Raw genomic sequence first — 23,386 nt, forward strand, 5'->3', positions numbered from 1 at the left:
ACTGGAAATACTGCTAATCTAAGATGAAGAGGAGGAATAATCTTGCGTACAAAATTGAAAAAATTAAAGGATGAAGTTTCAAAAGTGCTTATAGGAAGAGAAACCGAAATTGATCTATTGACTATTTCTTTATTACAAGGTGGACATGTATTATTGGAAAGTGTTCCTGGAACAGGAAAAACATTATTAGGAAAAACCTTTGCAAAAAGTATTAATGGAGATTTTAAAAGAATTCAATTCACACCAGATGTACTGCCAAGTGATGTAAGTGGAATACAGTATTTCAACCCGAAGACAAAGGATTTTGAACTTAGACCAGGTCCAGTTATGACAAATATACTATTGGCAGATGAAATTAATCGTGCTACTCCGAGAACGCAATCTAGCTTACTGGAAGTAATGGAAGAAAAACAGGTAACGATTGATGGAGAAACAATCAAAATTCCTCAACCTTTTATGGTTATTGCCACTCAAAATCCAGTCGAGACTCAGCAAGGTACGTTCCAGTTACCGGCTGCACAATTAGATCGATTTTTCATGAAGTTAAATGTACAATATCCTAGTTTTGAAGAAGAACTGCATATGATTAGAAGGTTTCGTGAAACGGACCCTTATACAGATATAGTGGAGGTTTTAACTCCAGAGGATATATCAAGGATGAGTGCAGAAGTTAGAAAGATCAAAGTTAATGATGATATTGAAAAATACATATTAGCAATTATACGGAATACAAGGGAGCATTCCGACATTGAACTTGGCGCGAGTCCAAGAGCGGCTTTGGCACTGATTCGGGCAAGTCAAGGGGCAGCTTTTTTAGCGGGGAGAGATTATGTAATCCCCGACGATGTTATGAGTATAGCTCAAGCTGTTTTGGCACACAGACTACATATTACGATTGAGGCGTCGCTTACTAAAACGATAGATACTATCTTTAAAGATATATTACAAAGCGTTGCAGTACCTGTAGAGGCATAATTAAGATGAATAACTGGTTTCGAAATTCTAATCCTACTAGTAGATCTTTAAACTATTTCCCTCATATTTTATTACTATTAATCATTATTTCCTTTTTTGCCCATCAAATAATGATGATGTTTATATTTCTTTCTAGTCTATTGATATTCCTATTCCAAACTTACTACTTAAAAATTGTAGGTAATCGACTGAATTTATTCACTGTCAAAGAAAAAAACTATCTCGTCATTGAAGATGAAGGATCGTGGAAAATTACAGTAGTAAATAAAGGATTTCCAATTTTAAAAGCTAGTTTGAAACTTACATTTGATGCGTCGGTGATCCCCTCACATATTCCATATAAAATAAATAATGGTCTTGTAGAAATATTGATTCCTTTTTTTATATGGAAAAACGAGGAGAAGGAGATTGTCATCCCTGTCATTGCGAAAAAAAGAGGGAAATCGATAATTCGGGACGTGACTGTTAGAATACCTCATTTATTTGGAAGCGGTTATATCGATCTAAGTTACCAAAATCATATACATACACAATTTCTAGTCTATCCGCACAGAATTCCAGTCAATATACGGGATTTTGTTTTTGTGAACAAACAAGGATTGCAAGATGTCAAAACATCCTTATTCGTCGATTCGATGCATCCGATTGGCGTTAGAGATTATATGGCTGGAGACCCTTTTCAACATATTCACTGGAAGGCAAGTGCGAAGATGCAATTATTGCAATCGAAAGTATTTTCACCTATTGCATCCCGCGGATGGTTAATCATCATAAATATTTCTGAATACTATTCCATCAATACTAGATTAGAAGAAATGATAGGTCATGCGGCATTCATCATTGATTTTGCCCTGAAACAAGATATTCCATTTTCTTTAGCTGTGAATGTACGGTCTTTCGGGAATACTCCTTTTTATTATTTACATGAAGGAATTGGACCAAAACATAGACAAGCAGCTTTCGAATTCCTTACAGTGCTTTCCTTTTCTTCGCTTTCGTTTCCACCAATTCAGATGTTAAATCAATTAAAAAAGGAAGATTTACCATCAGTCATCATTTTTATAGGTTCGGAAACAGTCGATATACAAAATGCATTGCTTGATTTATCCTCAACAGGACGTTCAGTGTATGAAGTGGAAAATGTAAATGATAAGGGAGTTTTAAGGCAGTGGAGACAAAAGAATTTAGCGGTATAATAACTGTTGGGCAATCACAATGGAGTGTTATTAGAAACTTCTTGTTAAAAGCTATTTTAGTAAGTTTACTTATTTCTCCTATACATATGACGGATTCTATTTATCTTACGATTGCTTGGCCATTTTTATTATTAGTTACTTTGGGTTGTGTAATTGGTTTAGGATTTCAATATGTTAATACAAAAGGGTTTATGTTTAATTATTTCTTGTTTACAATACCTACAATTCTAATATTGAGTATATATTTTCGTTTGCCTTTTTGGCTCTTTCTTTTCTCAGCTTTATTTATTTTCATCGTATTAAAAAGAGAAGTTGAGAACTCTCTAAATGACCCTATTGATGGTGGGGATGGTCTGTTAGCTTCAACAGTAATCGTATCACTTGTCATTTTGATACTAGCTGCTGTCTACTCATTACCATTTTTATATCCAGTACTTTTACTTGTATTGCTTCAATTTATTATTTTTTCGTTTGGAACCTTTATAAGGAGGTACCACGAGAGCGGAAGTGTAAAAGGTAAAAGGATATTCTTTGTTAAATTTTCTACCGGAGTAATCGGGATTCTGGTATTTTCTTTATTGGTAACTTATGTTTTAATGAATTATTTGCGCAAACTACTTGATTATTTGCTTTCAATGTTTGCCAAAGTACTTATTTTCATCAGTGAACCGATCATAAGTTATTTTGCAAAACCATTATCAAATCAAGAGATAGAGAACAAGCTACCTATATTTTCGGAAGAGGAAATGGGAAAAGTGGATTCAGAAATTGTTTTAAATTTGGAGTCCTCTCAAACTCTGAATTATTTTGCTTTATTCATCATTATTATTGTAATTTGTTTTGTTGCTTTTTATCTTTATAAAAAAAATAAGCATCATAGGCGGCAACCTGCCAACCCATATATATCGCCAGAAGGTTTTTTTACGTATGTATCCCCGATCCTAGAGAGAAAGGGAATCAGCCCAAGGTATAGTGATATAGATAATGAAATAAGAAAAGCAATTAAATCACTTGAGAACTATGCAGATAAAAGGAATGTAGGTCGCTATTCATATGAATCATTGAGGGAATGGTTTAACAGAATTGGAATATCAATATCTGAAGATTCCATCGCTATTTACGAAAGTGTTCGTTATGGAAGTATAAATGCAACAAGTGAAGAAACAAATAGTTTTTTTGAAGAGATGAGCATTGTAAAAGGGAAAATAGAGAAAATTAGTAAAAATATTAAAGATTAAAGTTAAAAAATGGCGGGTATATAAATTTTTACGTGTATTTTATTGCACAACCATTGACGAAACACCAAAAATTGGCTACTTTTGTATTAGGAAGCTGAATTAAATTTGCTTTGGGAAAAGGAGACGATTTGGAATGATTGAAAAACAATTTACAGTAACATCTGACACAGGAATTCATGCAAGACCAGCAACAATGCTAGTACAAACAGCAAGCAGATTTTCATCTGATATTCAACTAGAATACAAGGATAAAAAAGTTAATTTAAAATCAATTATGGGTGTTATGTCACTTGGAATTGGTAAAGGTGTAAACATTACTATCAGTGCAGATGGCAGTGATGAAGAAGAAGCTATGGCTGGCATTGAGGAATTGTTCCAAAAAGAAGGACTTGCTGAGTAATGTCCACCATTTTAAAGGGGATAGCTGCATCCAGTGGAATTGCCATCGGAAAAGCATATCGGCTTGTAGAGCCAGATCTTTCATTTAGAAAAACCGCTATCTCTAATGCTGCTGAGGAAATCAGCAGACTTCATTTGGCAATAAATTCTGCCAAAGCGGATCTTGAAGTAATTCGGGGAAAAGCACTAGCTGACTTAGGAGGGGATAAAGCTGCAATCTTTGACGCTCATCTCCTCGTATTAAGCGACCCCGAATTATTAATATCCATCGAAGAAAAAATCAAATCTGACATGTCAGATGCAGAAAGCGCTTTAAAAGAAACGACAGATATGTTCGTTTCCATGTTTGAACAGTTGGATAATGAATATATGAAAGAGCGAGCAGCAGATATTAAAGACGTATCAAAACGAGTAATGGCACATTTACTTGGTGTGAAGCTACCTAATCCAGGATTGATTGCTGAAGAAGTGGTCATCATTGCTGAGGATTTGACGCCGTCTGATACTGCTCAATTGAATAAGCAATTTGTGAAAGGGTTTGCAACTAATATTGGTGGGCGTACTTCACATTCTGCTATTATGGCACGGTCAATGGAAATTCCTGCGGTAGTAGGGACAAAAAATGCGTCTGACCAAATTGAAAATGGCGACATCGTCATTATCGATGGACTTCATGGTGAAGTACATATTAATCCAACTCCGGAAGTCTTAAAAAAATATGAAGATGATTTAAGAAATTTTGAATTGCAAAAATCGGAATGGGCATTGCTTAAAGATGAATCCACCGAAAGTCTGGATGGCAAACGTGTTGAATTAGCGGCAAATATTGGATCTCCCGATGATATTGAGAAGGTTCTTACCAATGGCGGTGAAGGTGTAGGCCTTTATCGAACTGAATTTCTTTATATGGAAAGAAACCAGTTACCTTCGGAAGAAGAACAATTTGAGGCTTATAAAACTGTTCTCGAAAAAATGGATGGGAGACCTGTCGTTGTTCGTACACTAGATATTGGAGGAGATAAACAGCTTCCATATTTAAGTTTGCCATCAGAAATGAATCCATTTCTTGGGTTTCGAGCAATAAGACTTTGTCTTGATGAACAAGATATTTTTAGAACGCAACTCCGTGCTTTATTACGAGCTAGTTTGTTTGGAAATTTAAAGATCATGTTTCCTATGATTGCTACCCTTGATGAATTTCGCTCTGCAAAGGCATTATTGTTAGAAGAAAAAAAGGCCCTTGTAGAAAGTGGAATTTTGGTAGCGGACAATATTGAAGTTGGGATCATGGTTGAAATTCCATCCACTGCCGTATTAGCTGATCAATTTGCAAAGGAAGTTGACTTCTTCAGTATTGGAACAAATGACTTAATTCAGTATACTATGGCTGCTGATAGAATGAACGAACGCGTTTCGTATTTATACCAACCATATCACCCTGCCATATTGCGTTTAGTGAAAATGGTTATAGACGCAGCACATAATGAAGGAAAATGGGCTGGCATGTGTGGAGAAATGGCTGGAGACGAAATCGCAATTCCAATTCTTCTTGGCCTTGAATTGGACGAATTCTCCATGAGTGCATCCTCGATATTGAAGGCACGAAGTCTAATAAAGAAGCTCAACCAAACTGAAATGAGACAATTAGCGGAAGAAGCATTAAGTCTGCAAACAGCAAATGAAGTTATGGAACTCGTTAAAAACAAAATATTGTAACGTAATTGTAATGTTTTTTAAGTGTATATTTTTAAAAAGGGTGGTATAGAATAATAATCATGATTGATATGACGATCTCCTAGTCATTTCATTCTCATTTTTCCCCCTTTTTTTGCCGGACAAATTGTCTGGCTTTTTTTATTTCTTTATAGATAACTTAATCGGAGCAAAAGATTATAAAGACTGCATACTTTAGTGAAGCAATGATTAATTGATGTCCTTGTGAGGTGAAAATGTCATACTTAACTTAACCATTCGTGGTAAAGGTGCCCTATGTCACTAAGAACAGCTCTTCATGGCAATCAAGAAAAATATCCCACTAAGATTATCAATTGTTATAATCGCAAATAGTTCTGCTGAAAGGAAACAAATGACTATATTTTCTTAAACAGGCAAGTGAGGAATTTGGTCTTCCTTATATTAAAAATACTTTAATAAAAAAGTATGGTTGACATATAATATTTTAGAGTGCTAGTGTGGTAGTATCCAATGATGTGTATTTTAATCGGTTGGTCCTTATTTAGAATAATTTCGAAAATTTAGCAAGTATTTACCCCGAAATCTATGATAATATCTCGGTAGAGGATTAATTTACGGCCTTTTTACAACTTAAAGACTAGATTGGAAACTTAAGGAGGAGGAAAGAAAAAACTATTAAAGAGAATTCAAAGAAAATCTGATAGCGTTTACACATTGTAATCCCTACTAAAATGGAAAAAATATTACATTCGGCCATTTCGGAAAATAGTCGAATCTATTTCTTTCAATTATTAAAAAAGGAGAAAAGAATGATAAACGTTGCAATTATTGGTAGCGGGGCTATCGCTCCATCTCATATACAGGCGTATTTACAATTCCCAGAAAGATGTAAAATCATTGCTATTTGCGATATTTATCCTGAAAAAGCAAAAAATACTGCAGAAAAGTTTCATTTAGAATCAGAAATATATGAAAATTATATAGAGATGCTCAAACATACAGACATAGATTTAGTTTCAATTTGTACACCACCATACACTCATGCCGATATGGCTATTAATTGTATAAATGCAGGGAAGCACGTGCTTGTAGAAAAGCCGATGGCCTCTTCGTTAGAAGAATGTGATCGAATGCTTGAAGCAGTGGCAAAAAACAATAAAATTCTTTCAGTTGTCGCTCAAAATCGTTTTAGGACTTCAATGATGAAACTAAAAAAAGTACTAAATTCTCAGTTAATGGGTCAAATTGTCCATACACAAGTAGATTCATTTTGGTGGAGAGGTCATAGCTATTATGATCTATGGTGGAGGGGAACATGGGAAAAAGAAGGAGGTGGCTGTACTTTAAATCATGCTGTTCACCATATTGATATTTTTCAATGGATGAATGGAATGCCCTATGAGGTTACTGCAGTAATGAGTAATACCTCACATGATAATGCGGAGGTTGAAGATATTTCAATTGCTATTTGTAAATATAACAATGGAAGTCTTGCTCAAATTACAAGCTCTGTTATCCACCACGGAGAGGAGCAACAATTGATTTTCCAAGGTAAAAATGCCCGTGTTTCTGTTCCTTGGAAAGTAAAGGCTTCCCAATCACAAGAAAATGGCTTTCCGTTAGATGACATGCATTTAGAAAAGAAAATTACAGAATTATATTCCAGTCTTCCTGAAGTCGAATATGAAGGACATGCAGGACAGATAGATGATGTCTTAACTGCAATTGAAAAAAATGAGAAAGTCTTAATAAGTGGTACGGAAGGTAGGCAAACACTAGAAATGATTACAGCAATCTATCAATCTGCCAGTCTAGGAGGAACAGTAAAGCTACCATTGGATAAAACAAGCCCATTTTATACAAGTGAAAGTATAATGAAAAACGCCATTCATTTCTATGAGAAAAAAACAAGTGTGGAAAATTTTACGGATAATAAAATAACAACGGGCAGTAACCATTAAGGAGGAATGAACACATGAACAAAAATGACGGAATGAACTATGCTCCAAAAGGAACAAAATTAAAAAAAGTAGTTGATAAGGGAGAATTTTTATTTGCTGCTATTGGTTTAAATCATGGGCATATTTATGGTATGGCAAATGGACTGATTGAAGCAGGTGGAGAACTTGTGGCTGTTTACGATCCGGATCCTGAAAAAGTTAAAAAGTTTTGTGAAACATATCCAAACGTACAGGCGGTGGCATCTAAGGAAGAAATATTAAATGATCCGTCTATTCATCTTATTGCCTGTGCAAGCATTCCTTCAGACCGGGCTGATGTTGGTATGGAAGCAATGGATCACGGTAAGCACTTTTTTGTAGATAAACCAGCTTTTACTACAATAGAGCAATTGGAGAAGGCTAAAGAAAAAACAGCCGAAACGGGATTAAAATGGGGCATCTATTATAGTGAAAGATTGCATGTAGAAAGCTCGATATTTGCAGGTCAACTCATAGAAGAAGGGGCAATCGGAAAGGTTGTTCAAGTGATGGGAACTGGTCCGCATCGCGCAAATGTTCAAAGTCGACCAAAGTGGTTTTTTGATCCAAAGTATTACGGAGGAATACTTTGTGATATAGGCAGCCACCAAGTCGAACAATTTTTATTTTATGCAGGTGCAAAAGACGCTGATGTTTTACATAGTAAGATAGGAAATTATCATTATCCCCAATATGAAAAATTTGAAGATTTTGGAGATGCCACTCTAGTAGCGGACAATGGCGCAACTTTTTATTTCAGAGTTGATTGGTTTACTCCAGATGGGCTAGGTACATGGGGGGATGGAAGAGTGTTGATATTAGGTACGGAAGGCTATATTGAAGCGAGAAAATACATTGATATTGCTCGTGATTCTACTTCCGACCACGTTTACTTAGTAAATAAAGACGGAGAAAAGCATTTCGAATGTGCTGGTAAAATAGGATTTCCGTTTTTTGGACAATTCATTCTTGACTGTTTAAATGGGACGGAGAATGCCATGCCACAAGTACATGCATTTAAAGCTGCTGAATTATGCATTATCGCACAAGAAAAAGCAATGAGAATTAATACAAATGGACAAGTGCTTCAAAAATAGGAGATATGTAAATGATCGAAATAATTGGATTACATCATATCAGTTTATCAGTAACAAATTTGGAAGAATGTAAACATTTTTATGGGAATATTCTTGGCTTAGAGGAAATAAAGCGACCAAATTTTAATTTCAACGGTGCCTGGTACAAAATAGATCACCAACAACTTCATTTGATTGTTCATCCAGAGGCCAATACATTAAGAAAAAAAGAGCAAGTCGATACGAAGGATGGACATTTAGCGATAAGAGTTGCAGATTACGATGCTGCTGTAAAGCATTTAAAGAAACATAACGTCCCCCTTATGGAGAACCACGGTTCAAAAAGCGGATTTGTCCAAGTTTTTTGTTTAGATCCGAGCAATAATCTTATTGAACTAAATATTGAAAATCAAGAAAAATATAACTAAAGCCGTGATACTTTCGGCTTAGTTTTTTTATAATACTTCTGTATACTAGTATAATTAATATGGTAAGTGTTTGATGAATGGAGGATTTTATGTGATTGATAAAGAAGCGCAAAGAGGTTCCACAAGGGATTATTCGTATAATAAGCTGAAAATGAAAATACTTAATCTCGAACTTGAACCAGGAACGAAAATATCCGAAAAAGAAATTGCAGATGAGTTCAATGTGAGCAGGACTCCGGTTCGCGAAGCTTTTATGAAATTGGCACAGGAAGAATTATTGGACATTATCCCTCAAAGCGGTACCATCGTTTCTCGTATAAACCTTGATTATGTTGAAGAAGGAAGATTTATTCGAGAAAAAATTGAAAAGGAAATAGTGATGCTGGCATGTAAGGATTTTCCTGATGATTACCTATTTCGCCTTGAAACCAACCTTGCTCTACAAGAGCTTTGTATTGGAAAAAATAATTTTTATCAGCTGTATGAACTAGATGAAGAGTTTCACCGAATATTGTTTTCCGGAGTTGGCAAAGTCAGGACATGGAAAATGCTCCAACTATTAAATAGTCATTTTAATCGCTTGAGACTATTAAGATTGTCCAAAGATTCCAATTGGGAAAGTATCATTTCACAGCATAAATTGATTTATCAACTTATTATCGAAAAAAAACCAGAAGAAGCTAGTCATATGATGGAACGTCATTTACAAATGGCAGTTTTTGAAAAAGAAATGTTGAAGGAGAAATATCCACATTATTTTATATAAATTAAAAGGAGATAATCGATGATCGTTTCATTCAGGTGGTTTGGGCGTAATGATGATAGTGTTTCCTTAAAGCATGTTAAGCAAATCCCAGGAATTGATGGAATCGTTGGGGTATTATCACATATTCCCGTAGGAGAAGTTTGGCCATTGGACCAAATATTAAAATTAAAAGATGAAATTAATTCGAAAGGACTAAAGTTTGAAGTTGTAGAAAGTGTAAATGTTCATGAAGATATTAAGCTAGGATACCCCACTAGGAAACAGTATATTGAAAATTATAAAGAGACCATTCGAAACTTAAGCAAAGCTGGTGTAAAGGTTATTTGCTATAACTTTATGCCGGTTTTTGATTGGACAAGATCAGACTTAGAAAAAATGCTCCCTGATGGTTCCACTGTTTTGGCATATGAAAAAGCAAAAATAGAAAACATTCAGCCTGATGAACTTATACGAAGCATGGAGGAATTTTCTCGTGAATATTCATTACCAGGTTGGGAAAAAGAAAGGCTAAAAGAAATAAAATCGTTATTCGAAAAATATAAACAAGTAACGGAAGAGGATTTGTTTAATCATTTACACTATTTTTTAGGGGAGATTATTCCGGTTGCTGAAGAGTGTAATATAAAGATGGCGTTGCATCCTGATGATCCTCCGTGGTCAGTGTTTGGTCTGCCTAGAATTGTTACAAACAAAAACAATTTAGAAAGAATTGTTAATATGGTAGATAGTCCTTCAAATGGACTTACACTATGTTCAGGCTCGTTAGGGGCAAATCCAGAAAATAATATCCCGAAAATAATGAAGTATTTTTCCGAAAAAGGGAAAGTGCCATTTGTACATATTCGAAATATCAAAATCTATGAAAATGGTGACTTTGTAGAAACATCTCATAGAAGTGATGATGGGTCCTTAGATATTTACGATATTGTGGAAGCGCTTCATAAGGCCGGTTTTAATGGTTACTTCAGGCCAGATCATGGGAGAATGATTTGGGATGAGAAAGCACGTCCAGGATATGGTCTGTACGATCGTGCGCTTGGTATCATGTACATACTAGGAATATGGGATAGTTTGGAAAAACAAAAGGAAGGGTGAATAAAGTGCTTCCAAAATATGATAGATTAAAAGGAAAAACAGTCGTCGTCACTGGAGGAGAAGGCGTACTTGGCAGCTATATGGCTAAAGAGCTTGCCAGACAAGGAATGAATGTAGCGATTTTAAACCGTACGTTTGAAAAAGGGCAAAAGGTAGCAGATGAGATTACTAGCCAAGGTGGCAAAGCAATCGCCATTCAGTGTGATGTTGTAAACTTAGAAAGTGTTAAAAAGGCAGAAGAAGAAGTTTTTCAAACCTTTGGGAAGTGTGATGTATTAATTAATGCTGCAGGTGGAAACCATCCAGAAGGCATGACTGCAAATGAAATATTTTCTATCAAAGATTTGGAAGATCCTGAAGTTAAGACTTTCTTTGACTTAACTTTACAAGGTTTTGAATATGTTTTTAATTTGAACATTATTGGAACGTTGCTTCCTACGCAAGTTTTTTCGAAAAAAATGGTTGAAGGTACAGGGAATATCATTAATATATCCTCTATGAGCGCCTATAGCCCAATGACTAAGGTGCCAGCATATAGTGCTGCAAAAGCTGGCATTGAGAATATAACGAGATGGCTAGCTGTCCATATGGCTGAAACAGGCATCCGTGTCAATGCGATTGCGCCTGGATTTTTTCTAACGAGTCAAAATCAATCTTTATTAAAAAATCCAGATGGCACAAATACGAAGCGTACAGAAAAAATATTAGCCCATACTCCAATGAGACGTTTAGGTAAGCCTGAAGATTTACTTGGAACGTTGTTATGGCTCGTTGATGATGATGCAAGCGGATTTGTGACAGGAATAAGTGTCCCGGTAGATGGTGGATTTTTGGCTTATTCTGGGGTGTGAAAAATAAATTAACGATTAAAAAGGTGGTTTATTTGATGAATTACAGACCTTTAGGTAATACAGGCATCAATGTAAGTGAAGTAAGTTTTGGTACATGGGCCATTGGAGGTTCGTGGGGCAAGACAAATGATGATGAATCATTAAGGGCATTGGAATGCGCAATGGATGAAGGCGTTAACTTTTTTGATACTGCAGATGTATATGGTGATGGACACAGCGAGGAACTTTTAGCAAAAGCTACAAAAGGAAAGGAAGATAAGATTTTTATCGCCACAAAATTTTGCAGAGCTGGAGATATACACTCGCCTGAAAATTATTCGTCTGATGCAGTACGGGCCTATTGTGAAGCTAGTTTAAATCGTCTTAATAGAGACACTATTGATTTGTATCAAATTCATTGTCCACCATTTGACATCTTAAAAAATGGAAAAGTATTCGAAGTACTAGATCGCTTACAAGAAGAAGGTAAAGTTCGTCATTATGGAGTAAGCGTGGAAACAGTCGAGGAAGGCCTATTTTGCCTAGAAAATCCAAATGTCAAAGCTCTTCAAGTAATTTTTAATATATTCCGGCAAAAGCCATTAGAAGAACTATTCCCTAAAGCAAAAGAAAAAGGAGTTGGCATTTTAGTGAGATTGCCGTTAGCAAGCGGATTGCTGACAGGTAAATTCACAAAAGATCATACATTTGAACAAGATGATCATCGTCATTTTAATGAAAATGGTGAGGTATTTAACGTTGGCGAAACGTTTGCTGGGTTAGGATTTCAAAAAGGAGTAGAGTTATCTGAACAATTAAGCTGGATTGCAAATGGAAGGTCGTCGATGGCAACTGCATCATTAAGATGGATTTTGGACCAAAAAAATATCAGTTGTGTTATTCCAGGATTTAAAAATAAGCATCAAATCGAACAAAATCTAGGTGCACTTCAAGAGCAATCTTTTTCAAATGAAGAACTTGAACGACTTACTCGATTTTATTATGAAAAGGTCAGGGATAACATTAGAGGACCTTATTAAAGCTAAAAGGCTTATCCCTATTGATTTGGGAAAGCCTTATTTTTCGTTTTTCTAGCAAAAAGTTTCTGTCTAGCTCCAGTACCTAGCGCCTAACAAACTTTTGGTTTCTTCCTAGGATCTAGTTCTTCTTTTAAGCTCACTGTGTTTCCTTTATCTCGTCAGAATCCAAATAAGGAACGTCGACGGACCTACATCCTGTAGGCAATGTACGTCGCTGAACAGGCGCTTGCTTTTATTCTTTATAAAGCATAAAGTCTATTATTTTTTCTGTTTTTTTATTTAAATCTAGTTTGTCCCATATTGATTCGCTATGAAACTCGACTATATATTGGTCGTAAATCCTGTCACGATTTACTTGTAGTTAGATTTAGATAAGCCTTCACTATTTTAATTAGAAAAGGGACCGAAAATGTTATAATAGGAATAAATTTCATTTTTGATTGGAGGATATACTATGGAACTTGGACTTAAAGGGAAAAATGCTTTGATCGTCGCATCCAGTCAAGGATTAGGAAAGGCAATCGCAGAGCAGTTTGTAAAAGAAGGCACGAATGTGATGATTGCAAGTAGAAATGAAGAACAATTAAAGATAGTACATTCAGAATTAGAAAGTTTGAACGGTGGAAATGTGAGCTGGACACGTTGTGATATAACGAATCCTGAAGAAATTAGAGAAATGGTAAATAGAACAGTTGAAGCTTTTGGTGGGATTGATATTTTAGTCAATAATGCAGGCGGTCCTCCGGCTGGTGGCTTTGAAGACATGGATGACGAAGATTGGCAAAAATCTTTTGAGTTGAATTTGCTATCTTATATACGAATTATTAGAGAAGCACTTCCGCATCTGAAACAAAATGGTGGAAGAATTATAAATATCGCGTCATCTTCAATACGTGAACCCATACCTGGACTAATCCTATCCAACACTTTTAGAGTGGGTATCTCTGGATTAGCGAAAACGTTAGCAGATGAATTTGCTCCATATAATATATTAGTGAATACGGTAGCCCCAGGAAGAATTTTTACAGATAGAATAAAGCAACTGGATCAATCTAACGCTGAAAAGAAAAGTGTATCTGTTGAAGAAGTAGCTGAGAAAGCCCAAGAAAGTATTCCGTTAGGAAGAGATGGAGAACCTGAGGAGTTTGCCAAGGTTGTTGTGTTCTTGGCATCTGAAGGAAATACGTATATGACCGGAAGCAGCTTTTTTGTTGATGGTGGAAAACTAAGATCAATTTAAATTGTTTATGGAGGAATCGATGCTTTGAAAACAAAGAAAACAATTGGCTTCATTGGTATAGGTGTAATGGGTAAAAGTATGGCAAATCATCTGCTGTCAGAAGGATTCAAATTATTTGTATATAGTAGAACGAAAGAGAAGGCTGAAGATTTATTAGCAAATGGTGCAAAGTGGAAAGATACCCCTAAAGAAATTGCGGAAAATGCCGACATAATAATTACAATGGTAGGTTATCCTTACGATGTCGAAGTAATTTATTTCGGAGAAAATGGATTATTTGCAGGGACCAATAAGGGAGCCGTTCTCATTGATATGACAACTTCAACACCGACATTGGCTAAGAAGATCAATGATGAAGGAAAAAAGGTAGGAGTACATACTTTAGATGCTCCAGTTTCTGGAGGCGATATAGGTGCGAAAAATGGAACTCTTTCGATTATGGTTGGAGGAGATTTAAAAATCTTCGATGAAATGATGCCTATTTTTAATATACTAGGTGGAAATATCGTTTACCAAGGCGAAGCAGGAGCGGGTCAACATACAAAAATGTGCAACCAAATTGCCATCGCCTCAAATATGATTGGAGTTTCGGAAGCAATTGTTTACGCAAGAAAGGCTGGATTGAATCCTGAAACAGTACTTAAGTCGATTAGCAGTGGTGCTGCAGGTAGTTGGTCGTTGTCTAATTTAATCCCACGGGTTCTTAAAGAGGATTATTCACCTGGATTTTTTATTAAACACTTTATTAAGGATATGGGAATTGCGTTGGAAGAAGCAGAAAAAATGAATCTTCGCCTTCCAGGACTTGAATTAGCTAAAAAGATGTATGATTCTCTTGCAGATCAAGGCGAAGAAAATAACGGGACGCAAGCATTGATAAAATATTGGGATTAACGATATTACAAGCGTTGAAAGGCAGGAAGGCATATGGAGGATCAATCTGGAATTCTGTTGGAGAGCGGGACGAATGAATTAGAAATTATTGAATTTGACATTCACAAAAGTAAATTTGGAATCAATGTGTTAAAAGTTAAGGAAATCATTAATCCTTTACAAATAACACCTATTCCTCATGCACATCCGAATATTTTGGGAATTATCCAGCTTCGCGGAGAAGTAATGCCTGTCATTAGTTTAGAGAAAGCGTTAGGATTAACCCCTAATGGCGTACAGAATCCTGCGAATGAAAAATTTATCGTAGCTGAGTTTAATTTACTGAAAGCTGTATTTCATGTACACCATGTATCAAAAATTCATCGTATTTCTTGGAATAATATCGAAAAACCATCAGAGCTTTACGATGTGGATTCATCGCAAGTCATTGGTGTTATTAATAACCCCGAAAGCATGATTTTACTTTTAGATTTTGAAAAAATAATTGTAGATATTAATCCCGAGGCTGGTATTCATGTAGGACAAATTAAAAAGCTCGGTGAAAGAGAGCGTTCTAGTAAAAAAATAGTTGCTGCTGAAGACTCACCATTATTAAGAAAACTTATTAATGAGACTTTGTCTATGGCAGGTTATGAAAATGTTGAATTCTTCGAAAACGGTAGAGATGCGCTAGCTTATATAGAGTCCTTGGCAAATGAAAGGGAAAATATTTATGATGAAGTTCAGCTTGTCATCACGGATATCGAGATGCCACAAATGGATGGTCATCATTTTACAAAAAGAATTAAAGAGAATCATAGAATCTCGAAACTACCTGTTATTATTTTCTCTTCTTTGATAACAGAAGACTTAAGACATAAAGGGGAGCAAGTTGGAGCGGCTGATCAAGTAAGCAAACCCGAAATTAATGAGTTAGTACTAAAAATCGATCAACATATTTTATAGACATTAATACCCGGACTGTAATATGGTACCGGGTTTTTTTGTTGCTTTAGAAAATATAAATTGAAACTTTGTGGATATATTTTTAGAAAATAGTTTCCGACTAGCTCTAGCGCCTATCAAACTTTCGGTTTATTCCTACGGTAAGTCAACATCGGCTCGTCAAGTGTCTAGCTGCAGGCGTCGGCCCCTCAAGGTCATAAAACCAACGGCAATAAAGTCAAAGAGGGACTTTTTTGCATCAGAACATATGCTTTTCGGCGGCCCGCAGTGTGCGGGTCAGGACGGAGTTGCGACGTCCAAGGACTAGTGGAGGCGAAGCGACTGGACGTCGCTGCCAAAGCCTGCAACAGGAAGTTGCGCCGTTAGCATTCCTTCTTTATTCGGGCGCCTTCCGCTTATCGTCATTTCTAATCAAAAAAAACTGTCGCCTAGTCTTTTGAAAACAGGTTTTTGGGAAATGGTCTGTTGGTTTTTTTTCTCTTCCTTTAAGCCGGTATAATTTATGAGAAGTTGTTTTGCCAAATTCAGTGACATGCGGGTTTTTGGGTTGCGGGAGTGGTGATCAAGATGTCCGAGATGAGGCAAATGTTCAAAATCTTCTTTTGTAGGTGGAATATGAAAAGTATAGTCGCCACATTCGACTAATACATCAGATTGCTGCTGGCTATATTTCGGATTTCTAGAAAAGTGAAGTCCAATTTTAGTAGCTTTTTTTTCCTGAATCATTTTGTTTAAAGCGTTTTTTTTCAGGGAGTATAAAAATTTGGGGTTAATTGCAGTTTTAGCATGACGATTTACTGTGAATATAGCTTGAGAAAGATTTTGAATTGTAGGTTCTAAAAGGTTGTTGGCTCGATAATCCATACACGGAACCCCTTTCCATCATATTAAAGTCTGAATAATTAATATTATATCATTGAAATGACTTCAAGGAAAGAAGCTTTCAATTCAAGAGAATATCTCTTAAAACTCTTGTACTTCACTCATCATCAATGTTATATTTATGTATGCCCATTTTTACGTTCTACAAAGAACTGGAGATGATAAGATGAGGAAAAACAATAGATATGAAATGATTTTCATTCCGACAAACTATGGAATGATAAAAATATATATATACGGTTTCAAGCCTTACGGTTCTTGGGGACAGGTCGTTGCTTCCATGAATGATTTATCTGTCAATGCCAAAGGGTACAATCGAAAAAGAACGATAGTTAAAGCGCTGGCTTTACTAAATGAATCTTTATTAAATATGAAAGAAGAATAAAATATTCACATGTTTTTTAAAACTGTCCGTTTTGGGCAGTTTTTTTGCTTTATCGTCTAAAATGTTTTTCTTTTGCAAAGGCTATGTTAAAGGTCATTGTTAATTGGAGTGGAAATCAACAACATGTTAAACAGAGTTTTTTAGAGGGACAACTAAAGTAATGGCCTCTTAACGGTACGGCCAAAGTAATTTTTGTTACGTCCAACGGAAGCACTCTGATTATTATGCATATTTTCATTATTTTTTTGGTTTGATTTCTCCCTTCATTCTCGTTTATAATTTTTTTTGGTCTTTCCAAAAGAAAGGAGTTTAAATAAAATGTCACAGTTAATAAGTATTATTCAACGTCTTCAAGCAATGCAAAAAACAGAGGCACACGAAGATATTCCGCAAAGGCTATTTGAAGTCAATGGCAAAACGTTATGCCAAGTAAAATATTTTCCTGCAACAAAAACATTTGAAGTTGAAGAGTATGATAAGGATTCAAACAAAAAGAAATATCAGTTTGACGATATTGATATTACTGCAATCGAGATTTTTGAAATTGTACAAGAAGAAAAGAATCCCTCCTAAACTTCGTATCGAAAATCATTTTGTATTTGGACATTAAATCATGTAAGAATGTCATTTTCTCAGAATGATTTATGTTAAAATAGAAATGAGAAGATAATAAAGAGATGAGGGAGTTTGCTTATGATTTCCTTACAAAGTCATGAATTTATGGATCCGCAAATTAGTAATTATATAATTCCATCTGAAAAAGTAGCTCATGTACAAATTGGAAATAGTCTAGAACATGCATTACTTGTTTTAACAAAAAGCGGTTATTCTGCCATTCCTGTCTTGGATGCACGTTTTAAGCTGCATGGACTAATTAGTTCTGCCATGATAACAGAGGCATTACTCGGTTTAGAACGAATAGAATTTGAGAAATTAACGGATAAAAAAGTTGAAGATGTCATGGCGGTAAAAATTCCAAAGGTAGGTTTAAATGACAAGTTTGAAAAAGCACTAGCCTTGCTCATCGATCATCCTTTCTTATGTGTTGCAGATGAAGAAGGATATTTTGAAGGCATCTTTACAAGAAGAGCTCTATTAAAAGAACTCAATCATTATATAAGAAAGATCAATCACGTTTAAAAATTTAGAAATGTTGTTAGATAATACATTAAAAATCGGCTCCCATAATAAGGGAGCCAAATTTTTTAAATCGTACCTTCGAATTAAAGGAGAATAAGGAGTCCAATATGACATTTTCAGATTATGAATTGCTCGTTGTCCTTGCAAAAGAATCAAATATGAGAAAAGCTGCTGAAAAGCTATTTGTTTCTCAGCCTGCTTTGTCACAGAGGTTGCAAAATATAGAGAAGCAGTGGGGAGCAAAATTATTTATTCGAACACAAAAGGGCGTAATCCTCACTCCATCTGGAGAGATGGTTGTTAATTTTGCTGAAAAAATGCTGGAGGACAAAGAACGTGTATATGAAGAAATACAAGAGCTTAACACTAAAGTGCATGGAACATTGAAGATTGCATGTGCATCCATTGTCGGTCAAAACTGGCTTCCTAAAGTACTGAAACAATTTGTAAGCGCTCATCCTCACGCAAAGATATCGTTGATTACGGGATGGAGTAGTGAAATTTTGAAAAATCTATATGAAGGAGAAGTTCATGTAGGAATTATAAGAGGAGCAACCGATTGGAAAGGTGAAAAGTTTCATTTGTTCGAAGATAGCCTTTATCTTGTTGATCGGGAAATAAGTAAGATAGAAGAAGTCATGGAAACAGATAGGCCATTCATTCAATTTAAAAGTGATTCAAATTATTATCAAGAAATTCAAAATTGGTGGCATAGGCAGTTCCAAACAGTGCCAAAACGTACGATTATTGTAGATCAAATCGAAACGTGTAAACAAATGACTTACAATGGAATTGGGTACGCAATATTACCTGCGATCACATTGACGGGCTCGGAAAAAGATGTTTATAAAATACCACTAATGGATGAAAAAAATAATCCGATAAAAAGAGATACATGGCTTTTAGGATATGAATCCGCCTTTGAATTAAAACAAGTTAAGGCGTTTTTGGAGATTGTACAAAAATATTTGAAATAAGCATATAAGAACTTTTTTCTACCGTTTTCGTCTACATATATATAGGGTTTAACAAGGGGGCAATCATGAGCAATATCAAAAAAATACCAATATCTTTATTGTTCTTATTTTTAATGTGGCATATATTTTATACACCTTCCATCTCTGCGGCAAATACTTCTATTGAATTATCCGTTCAAGAAGGATATGAGGGGATGATAAAAAGCGGGAGAGGCTTTCCTATCAAAATTAAGTTGAAAAATATTGGTCCGGATTTTAATGGAGACATGTTGATTTCTTTTTCGAGTGACTATAATCTGGGTGGAGCGAAAGCAGTAAAAGTGGACCTCCCAAAAAATAGTGAAAAAATATATGAAGTCATTATGCCGGGAACTTCTGTAAATTATTCAAATTTAAATAAAGAAAATATATCCTTATATGAAGGTAGTTGGAAAAAGGGGAAAAAGATTTCGACTGTTGGAAAAGGAAAATTAACATATCGCACTATTGAAGAAAACCAAGCAACTATTGGACTGATTAGTGAGAATCCAGATCGATTAAAAGAATTACAGCTCATTAAATTAAATGGAAAACAACCTAAAATCATTCATTTAACGAAAGAAAATATTCCTAATGATGCGATAGGACTGCAATTTTTTGATTATTTAGTTATAGATGACTATTCTGTATCAGAATTATCTGAAAAACAGCAAAAAGCTGTTATTGGCTGGATCAATGGAGGTGGAGCATTAATTACTGGTGCATCCGCAAAAGCTCAGCATGCATGGGGTGAGCTTGAGCCCTTCCTACCGATGCAAGTATCCCATAAAGAAAAAATTAAGGATTTGTCTTTTTTACAATCAATAGAGAATGAGCCATCTTTTACTACTCTTGAAATACAGGCTGGGGATGTAGCTAAGGATACAGTAATAAAACAAGAAACAGAAAACATCCCAATCATTTTGATGAGAAAATTGGGTGAAGGTCAAATTTGGCAAGCAGCCTTTTCATTAGGGGAGGAGCCTTTATCCTCATGGAAAGGATATTCAGACTGGATACAATCCATCTTTTCAATGATGAATTCTAAATACAATAGTAATTTTAATCAAGAAGGAATCTATCAACCTGTTTACACTAGTCTTGGTTCTACAAATGAATTATTTTCGGCCTCTACATTTTCAATCGGTACAGTCGTGTTGATTATGCTTGGATATATGATCATCATTATTCCGGTTTTATATTTTATATTAAAGAAAATCGATAAAAGAGAACATGCATGGTGGGTTATCCCAACATTATCAATCATCATGTCTGCCGGTATCTTTATAGTCGGAGCAAAAGATCGTCTCAAAAGCCCACAACTCTCAGAGATGGGTGTGTTCAAGGCGAATGAGTCCGGACAAATTAATGGGATGTATACAGCCACAATGTTTTCCAATCGAAGTGGCAATTATCAGCTAACCATCCCTAAGAGTGAATTTTATGGAATTCCTGTCAATAATGGAGACGGATTTATAGGAGACAGTGTTTTAGGGAAAGCGGTTATGTCTGAAACGAGAAACGAATTACTGTATGATTTTGCTGATGTAGAGTATTGGTCTGCCAGATCTATCGTTGGCTATGCAACAAAACAGGTAAATGGCCAATTTGATATTGATCTCGAAATAAAGGACGGTACCTTGAAAGGGAAAGTTAGCAATCAATATCCGTTTGATTTTGATGAATTATACATTTGGTCAGGAAACTACCCTTATAAATTAGGTGCCGTCAAACAAGGAGCGTCTGTTGATGTAGACCTTAGATTGAAAGAAGCCATCTTAACAGCACCTCTTGATTATGGCGTGTATAATTATCAAAACAACCGAGAACTGGAAGAAATGAAAAAAGATGAGCTAAAAATGGCAATTCTATCTAATGCCACTTTTATCGATAATTTACCAATTGTTTTTGGATACACAAAAAATAAAATCATTGATGTTGGACTGACGAATAAAAAGGAAAAAAATAGTCGATCTACAATCATCTATCAACCATTTTCTGCAATTGGAAAGATTACGGGACCATTTGTTTTACAGAATAGTCAGCTAGCGATTGATATTACTCCAATCGAAGGCAATATTCATGATAAATTTGGAATGTATGAAATGGCATTGGAAGATGGAATTTATCAGGTTGTACTAACAATACCTGAACAAATTGACCCGAAAAAAACAGTGTTTGATTCTATTCAATACAATATGAACGGGTTCGGTTCTTTCAAGCTTTCCTTTTTAAATGTTAAAACGGGTGATTACATTCCGGTTGGAGAAGGTCAAACTGAATTAGAAAAAGACAATCTAGGGCAGTTTGTTTCTGACAAAGGACAAATTACAATAAAATTAGAAAAATTCAATTCGAAAAATGAGCCTTATATTAGCTTTCCAGAGTTTGTCGTTAAAGGAGCGATAAAATAATGATAGAAATAAACGGACTAACGAAAAAATACGGCTCCTTTACGGCTCTTGATTCTTTAACGATTAATATAGATAAAGGAATCGTTTTTGGAGTAGTCGGACACAATGGTGCAGGTAAATCAACTGCCTTTTCTATATTGGCTACATTGCTTTCACCAACTTCCGGTACGGCTGAAATTAATGGAGCAAGCGTTACGAAAGAACCAGAAAAAGTTCGGAAGCAAATCGGATATATGCCAGATTTCTTTGGCGTATATGATCATTTAAGGGTCAATGAATATTTGGATTTTTACGGTGCGAGTTATTCAATATCTGCAAGGGATCGAGCGAAGCTCATTCCCCAGTTATTAGACTTAGTTAATTTAACAGAAAAAGAAAATTCATATGTGGATGTTCTTTCGCGAGGAATGAAACAAAGACTCTGTCTCGCAAGATCTCTTATTCACGATCCCGAAGTGCTAATCCTTGATGAACCTGCTTCTGGTCTTGATCCTCGTGCTCGCGTCGAAATGCGGGAAATATTGAAGGAACTAAAAAATATGGGGAAAACGATTTTAATTTCATCTCATATTTTACCAGAGCTCTCTGAAATGTGTGATCAAATAGGCGTGATCAATAAAGGGAAATTAGTTGCTCATGGTTCAGTAGCTGATATTCAGCTACAACTTCAAGCTGATAAAGTTATTGTTATAGCATTTTATGGACAAATAGAAAAAGCCATTTCATTTTTTGAAGATGATCCTTCTGTTTCTAGAATTACTAGATTGGAAAATCATTCGATTCAATTTCAATATTCTGGAGACGAAGAATCACAAATGAATTTATTAAAGAAAGCCATTTTAGCAGATTTGCCTATATTAAGTTTTAAACAGCAAGAATCAAATCTTGAAGACGTGTTTATGGAAATTACGAAAGGAGTAGACTTAAATTGAAAAATGTATTGATTAATCCTGTATTGAATAAAGAATTTAAGCTTAGATTTCGCTCCTTTCGTACATTTTTAGGGATATTAACTTATTTAATTGCTATTGGCATTGTTGTAATCGGATATATGCTCCTTGAAACATCAATGGGAGGTGGTTCCCAATTCATCCGACCTTCACAAAGTAGGGTCATGTTTATGGTGCTGGCATATTTACAGCTAGGACTGATTCTATTTATTACACCTGGATTAACGTCTGGTGTCATTAGTGGAGAGCGAGAGCGTCAAACATTGAACATTCTATTAACAACCGCTCAAAGCTCAACCAGTATTATTTTTAGTAAATTATTTTCGTCGATTTCTTATTTATTGCTCCTCCTAGCAGCGAGCCTCCCATTTTATTCTCTTGTATTTCTTTTTGGTGGAGTTTCGCCAACTACAATCATGAAGGTGATGGGATTTTACTTGTATACAATTTTTGTATTTGGTAGTTTTGGGTTATTATTTTCAACGTTAATTAGACGGACCATCGTATCAATGATTTCAACATTTGGAGTAACATTATTTCTTTCAGGTGGAGCAGCATTTTTATACTTGATATCAACTAGCTATTATCATGCGGCAAATATTCAAAAACCAATGGTACTCCCTTATATTTTTGCAGCTTTTAACCCGCCAATCGTATTTAGCGGCTTATTTGATATAAGTATTAAGGAAGCATTTAAAGATCAAACTGGGATATCTTTTCCGCTAATTTGGAGTTATTTTATCATCTATACGATTTTGGCACTTCTCGCACTTTTGGTAAGTATTAAAAAACTTAGGCCAAACATGAATCCGAAAAAAGGATGA

The 23,386-nt window shown here is 35.3% G+C and carries 23 protein-coding genes; 22 read left to right on the plus strand and 1 reads right to left on the minus strand.

Translation table 11 applies throughout. The features are described from left to right. Positions 1–36 precede the first annotated feature (36 nt). The 15 genes from KHA93_RS03710 to KHA93_RS03780 all read left to right on the plus strand — a co-directional run bounded on the left by KHA93_RS03710 (position 37) and on the right by KHA93_RS03780 (position 15,796). The gene (locus KHA93_RS03710; RefSeq protein WP_432806339.1) at positions 37–975 is read left to right on the plus strand and encodes an AAA family ATPase; all 939 of its coding nucleotides are present in this window, start codon (positions 37–39) and stop codon (positions 973–975) included. Between the two features lie 5 nt (positions 976–980). Continuing rightward, positions 981–2,171, plus strand: a complete 1,191-nt coding sequence (locus KHA93_RS03715; protein ID WP_213109485.1) for a DUF58 domain-containing protein — start codon at positions 981–983, stop codon at positions 2,169–2,171. Then, positions 2,144–3,409 (plus strand): hypothetical protein, encoded by a 1,266-nt coding sequence (locus KHA93_RS03720; RefSeq protein WP_213109486.1) that lies wholly within the window; start codon positions 2,144–2,146, stop codon positions 3,407–3,409. The genes KHA93_RS03715 and KHA93_RS03720 overlap by 28 nt, the downstream gene beginning before the upstream one ends. A gap of 133 nt (positions 3,410–3,542) precedes the next feature. Continuing rightward, positions 3,543–3,809, plus strand: coding sequence for a phosphocarrier protein HPr (locus KHA93_RS03725; protein ID WP_233711037.1), 267 nt, complete (start codon positions 3,543–3,545; stop codon positions 3,807–3,809). Next, entirely contained in the window at positions 3,809–5,524 is a 1,716-nt protein-coding gene (ptsP, locus tag KHA93_RS03730; RefSeq protein WP_213109487.1) for a phosphoenolpyruvate--protein phosphotransferase, read from the plus strand. Before KHA93_RS03725 ends, ptsP begins: the two co-directional genes overlap by 1 nt. A gap of 788 nt (positions 5,525–6,312) precedes the next feature. Beyond that, positions 6,313–7,464: a Gfo/Idh/MocA family protein gene (locus KHA93_RS03735; RefSeq protein WP_213109488.1), complete on the plus strand. Its 1,152-nt coding sequence runs from the start codon at positions 6,313–6,315 to the stop codon at positions 7,462–7,464. A 14-nt stretch (positions 7,465–7,478) separates the two neighbouring features. Beyond that, complete coding sequence (locus tag KHA93_RS03740; protein ID WP_213109489.1) at positions 7,479–8,579, plus strand: Gfo/Idh/MocA family protein; 1,101 nt, start codon at positions 7,479–7,481, stop codon at positions 8,577–8,579. 11 nt (positions 8,580–8,590) lie between these two features. Then, positions 8,591–8,986, plus strand: a complete 396-nt coding sequence (locus KHA93_RS03745; RefSeq protein ID WP_213109490.1) for a VOC family protein — start codon at positions 8,591–8,593, stop codon at positions 8,984–8,986. A 73-nt stretch (positions 8,987–9,059) separates the two neighbouring features. Next, positions 9,060–9,752 carry a GntR family transcriptional regulator gene (locus KHA93_RS03750; protein ID WP_213109491.1) on the plus strand — a complete coding sequence of 231 codons (693 nt, stop codon included), beginning with the start codon at positions 9,060–9,062 and terminating at the stop codon, positions 9,750–9,752. An 18-nt stretch (positions 9,753–9,770) separates the two neighbouring features. After that, a complete protein-coding gene (gene uxuA, locus KHA93_RS03755) occupies positions 9,771–10,847 on the plus strand; it encodes a mannonate dehydratase (RefSeq protein ID WP_213109492.1) in 1,077 nt (358 codons plus the stop codon). A 5-nt stretch (positions 10,848–10,852) separates the two neighbouring features. Beyond that, positions 10,853–11,698, plus strand: coding sequence for an SDR family oxidoreductase (locus tag KHA93_RS03760; RefSeq protein WP_213109493.1), 846 nt, complete (start codon positions 10,853–10,855; stop codon positions 11,696–11,698). A gap of 35 nt (positions 11,699–11,733) precedes the next feature. Beyond that, positions 11,734–12,717 (plus strand): aldo/keto reductase, encoded by a 984-nt coding sequence (locus tag KHA93_RS03765; protein WP_213109494.1) that lies wholly within the window; start codon positions 11,734–11,736, stop codon positions 12,715–12,717. Positions 12,718–13,171: 454 nt separating this feature from the next. Then, a complete protein-coding gene (locus KHA93_RS03770) occupies positions 13,172–13,957 on the plus strand; it encodes an SDR family oxidoreductase (protein WP_213109495.1) in 786 nt (261 codons plus the stop codon). Between the two features lie 24 nt (positions 13,958–13,981). Further along, positions 13,982–14,851: an NAD(P)-dependent oxidoreductase gene (locus KHA93_RS03775; protein WP_267916902.1), complete on the plus strand. Its 870-nt coding sequence runs from the start codon at positions 13,982–13,984 to the stop codon at positions 14,849–14,851. 33 nt (positions 14,852–14,884) lie between these two features. Beyond that, a complete protein-coding gene (locus KHA93_RS03780) occupies positions 14,885–15,796 on the plus strand; it encodes a chemotaxis protein (RefSeq protein ID WP_213109496.1) in 912 nt (303 codons plus the stop codon). Between the two features lie 411 nt (positions 15,797–16,207). Here the strand turns inward: KHA93_RS03780 and KHA93_RS03785 are convergent, their stop codons facing one another. Beyond that, positions 16,208–16,660 (minus strand): YkyB family protein, encoded by a 453-nt coding sequence (locus tag KHA93_RS03785; RefSeq protein WP_213109497.1) that lies wholly within the window; start codon positions 16,658–16,660, stop codon positions 16,208–16,210. Between the two features lie 184 nt (positions 16,661–16,844). On the opposite strand from KHA93_RS03785, the gene KHA93_RS03790 reads away from it, so the two are divergent. The 7 genes from KHA93_RS03790 (at position 16,845) to KHA93_RS03820 (ending at position 23,386) form a co-directional block, all read left to right on the plus strand. Continuing rightward, the gene (locus KHA93_RS03790) at positions 16,845–17,063 is read left to right on the plus strand and encodes a hypothetical protein (RefSeq protein WP_213109498.1); all 219 of its coding nucleotides are present in this window, start codon (positions 16,845–16,847) and stop codon (positions 17,061–17,063) included. Positions 17,064–17,381: 318 nt separating this feature from the next. Further along, positions 17,382–17,636, plus strand: coding sequence for a YkuJ family protein (locus tag KHA93_RS03795; RefSeq protein WP_213109499.1), 255 nt, complete (start codon positions 17,382–17,384; stop codon positions 17,634–17,636). 120 nt (positions 17,637–17,756) lie between these two features. After that, positions 17,757–18,203, plus strand: a complete 447-nt coding sequence (gene cbpB / locus KHA93_RS03800) for a cyclic-di-AMP-binding protein CbpB (RefSeq protein WP_213109500.1) — start codon at positions 17,757–17,759, stop codon at positions 18,201–18,203. 107 nt (positions 18,204–18,310) lie between these two features. Continuing rightward, complete coding sequence (ccpC, locus tag KHA93_RS03805) at positions 18,311–19,180, plus strand: transcriptional regulator CcpC (RefSeq protein WP_213109501.1); 870 nt, start codon at positions 18,311–18,313, stop codon at positions 19,178–19,180. A 65-nt stretch (positions 19,181–19,245) separates the two neighbouring features. Continuing rightward, positions 19,246–21,612, plus strand: a complete 2,367-nt coding sequence (locus tag KHA93_RS03810) for a DUF8725 domain-containing protein (protein WP_213109502.1) — start codon at positions 19,246–19,248, stop codon at positions 21,610–21,612. After that, complete coding sequence (locus KHA93_RS03815; RefSeq protein WP_213109503.1) at positions 21,612–22,544, plus strand: ABC transporter ATP-binding protein; 933 nt, start codon at positions 21,612–21,614, stop codon at positions 22,542–22,544. Before KHA93_RS03810 ends, KHA93_RS03815 begins: the two co-directional genes overlap by 1 nt. Next, positions 22,541–23,386, plus strand: a complete 846-nt coding sequence (locus tag KHA93_RS03820) for an ABC transporter permease (RefSeq protein ID WP_213109504.1) — start codon at positions 22,541–22,543, stop codon at positions 23,384–23,386. Before KHA93_RS03815 ends, KHA93_RS03820 begins: the two co-directional genes overlap by 4 nt.

The organism is Lederbergia citrisecunda (assembly GCF_018343695.1).
GTDB lineage: Bacteria > Bacillota > Bacilli > Bacillales > Bacillaceae_C > Lederbergia > Lederbergia citrisecunda.

Bases quoted from the DNA above. Each gene is read 5' to 3' on its own strand.
- KHA93_RS03715 (WP_213109485.1), top strand. From the start codon at position 981: ATGAATAACTGGTTTCGAAATTCTAATCCTACTAGTAGATCTTTAAAC.
- KHA93_RS03725 (WP_233711037.1), top strand. From the start codon at position 3,543: ATGATTGAAAAACAATTTACAGTAACATCTGACACAGGAATTCATGCA.
- ptsP (WP_213109487.1), top strand. From the start codon at position 3,809: ATGTCCACCATTTTAAAGGGGATAGCTGCATCCAGTGGAATTGCCATC.
- KHA93_RS03735 (WP_213109488.1), top strand. From the start codon at position 6,313: ATGATAAACGTTGCAATTATTGGTAGCGGGGCTATCGCTCCATCTCAT.
- KHA93_RS03740 (WP_213109489.1), top strand. From the start codon at position 7,479: ATGAACAAAAATGACGGAATGAACTATGCTCCAAAAGGAACAAAATTA.
- KHA93_RS03745 (WP_213109490.1), top strand. From the start codon at position 8,591: ATGATCGAAATAATTGGATTACATCATATCAGTTTATCAGTAACAAAT.
- KHA93_RS03750 (WP_213109491.1), top strand. From the start codon at position 9,060: ATGAATGGAGGATTTTATGTGATTGATAAAGAAGCGCAAAGAGGTTCC.
- uxuA (WP_213109492.1), top strand. From the start codon at position 9,771: ATGATCGTTTCATTCAGGTGGTTTGGGCGTAATGATGATAGTGTTTCC.
- KHA93_RS03765 (WP_213109494.1), top strand. From the start codon at position 11,734: ATGAATTACAGACCTTTAGGTAATACAGGCATCAATGTAAGTGAAGTA.
- KHA93_RS03770 (WP_213109495.1), top strand. From the start codon at position 13,172: ATGGAACTTGGACTTAAAGGGAAAAATGCTTTGATCGTCGCATCCAGT.
- KHA93_RS03780 (WP_213109496.1), top strand. From the start codon at position 14,885: ATGGAGGATCAATCTGGAATTCTGTTGGAGAGCGGGACGAATGAATTA.
- KHA93_RS03785 (WP_213109497.1), bottom strand. From the start codon at position 16,660: ATGGATTATCGAGCCAACAACCTTTTAGAACCTACAATTCAAAATCTT.
- KHA93_RS03790 (WP_213109498.1), top strand. From the start codon at position 16,845: ATGAGGAAAAACAATAGATATGAAATGATTTTCATTCCGACAAACTAT.
- KHA93_RS03795 (WP_213109499.1), top strand. From the start codon at position 17,382: ATGTCACAGTTAATAAGTATTATTCAACGTCTTCAAGCAATGCAAAAA.
- cbpB (WP_213109500.1), top strand. From the start codon at position 17,757: ATGATTTCCTTACAAAGTCATGAATTTATGGATCCGCAAATTAGTAAT.
- ccpC (WP_213109501.1), top strand. From the start codon at position 18,311: ATGACATTTTCAGATTATGAATTGCTCGTTGTCCTTGCAAAAGAATCA.
- KHA93_RS03810 (WP_213109502.1), top strand. From the start codon at position 19,246: ATGAGCAATATCAAAAAAATACCAATATCTTTATTGTTCTTATTTTTA.
- KHA93_RS03815 (WP_213109503.1), top strand. From the start codon at position 21,612: ATGATAGAAATAAACGGACTAACGAAAAAATACGGCTCCTTTACGGCT.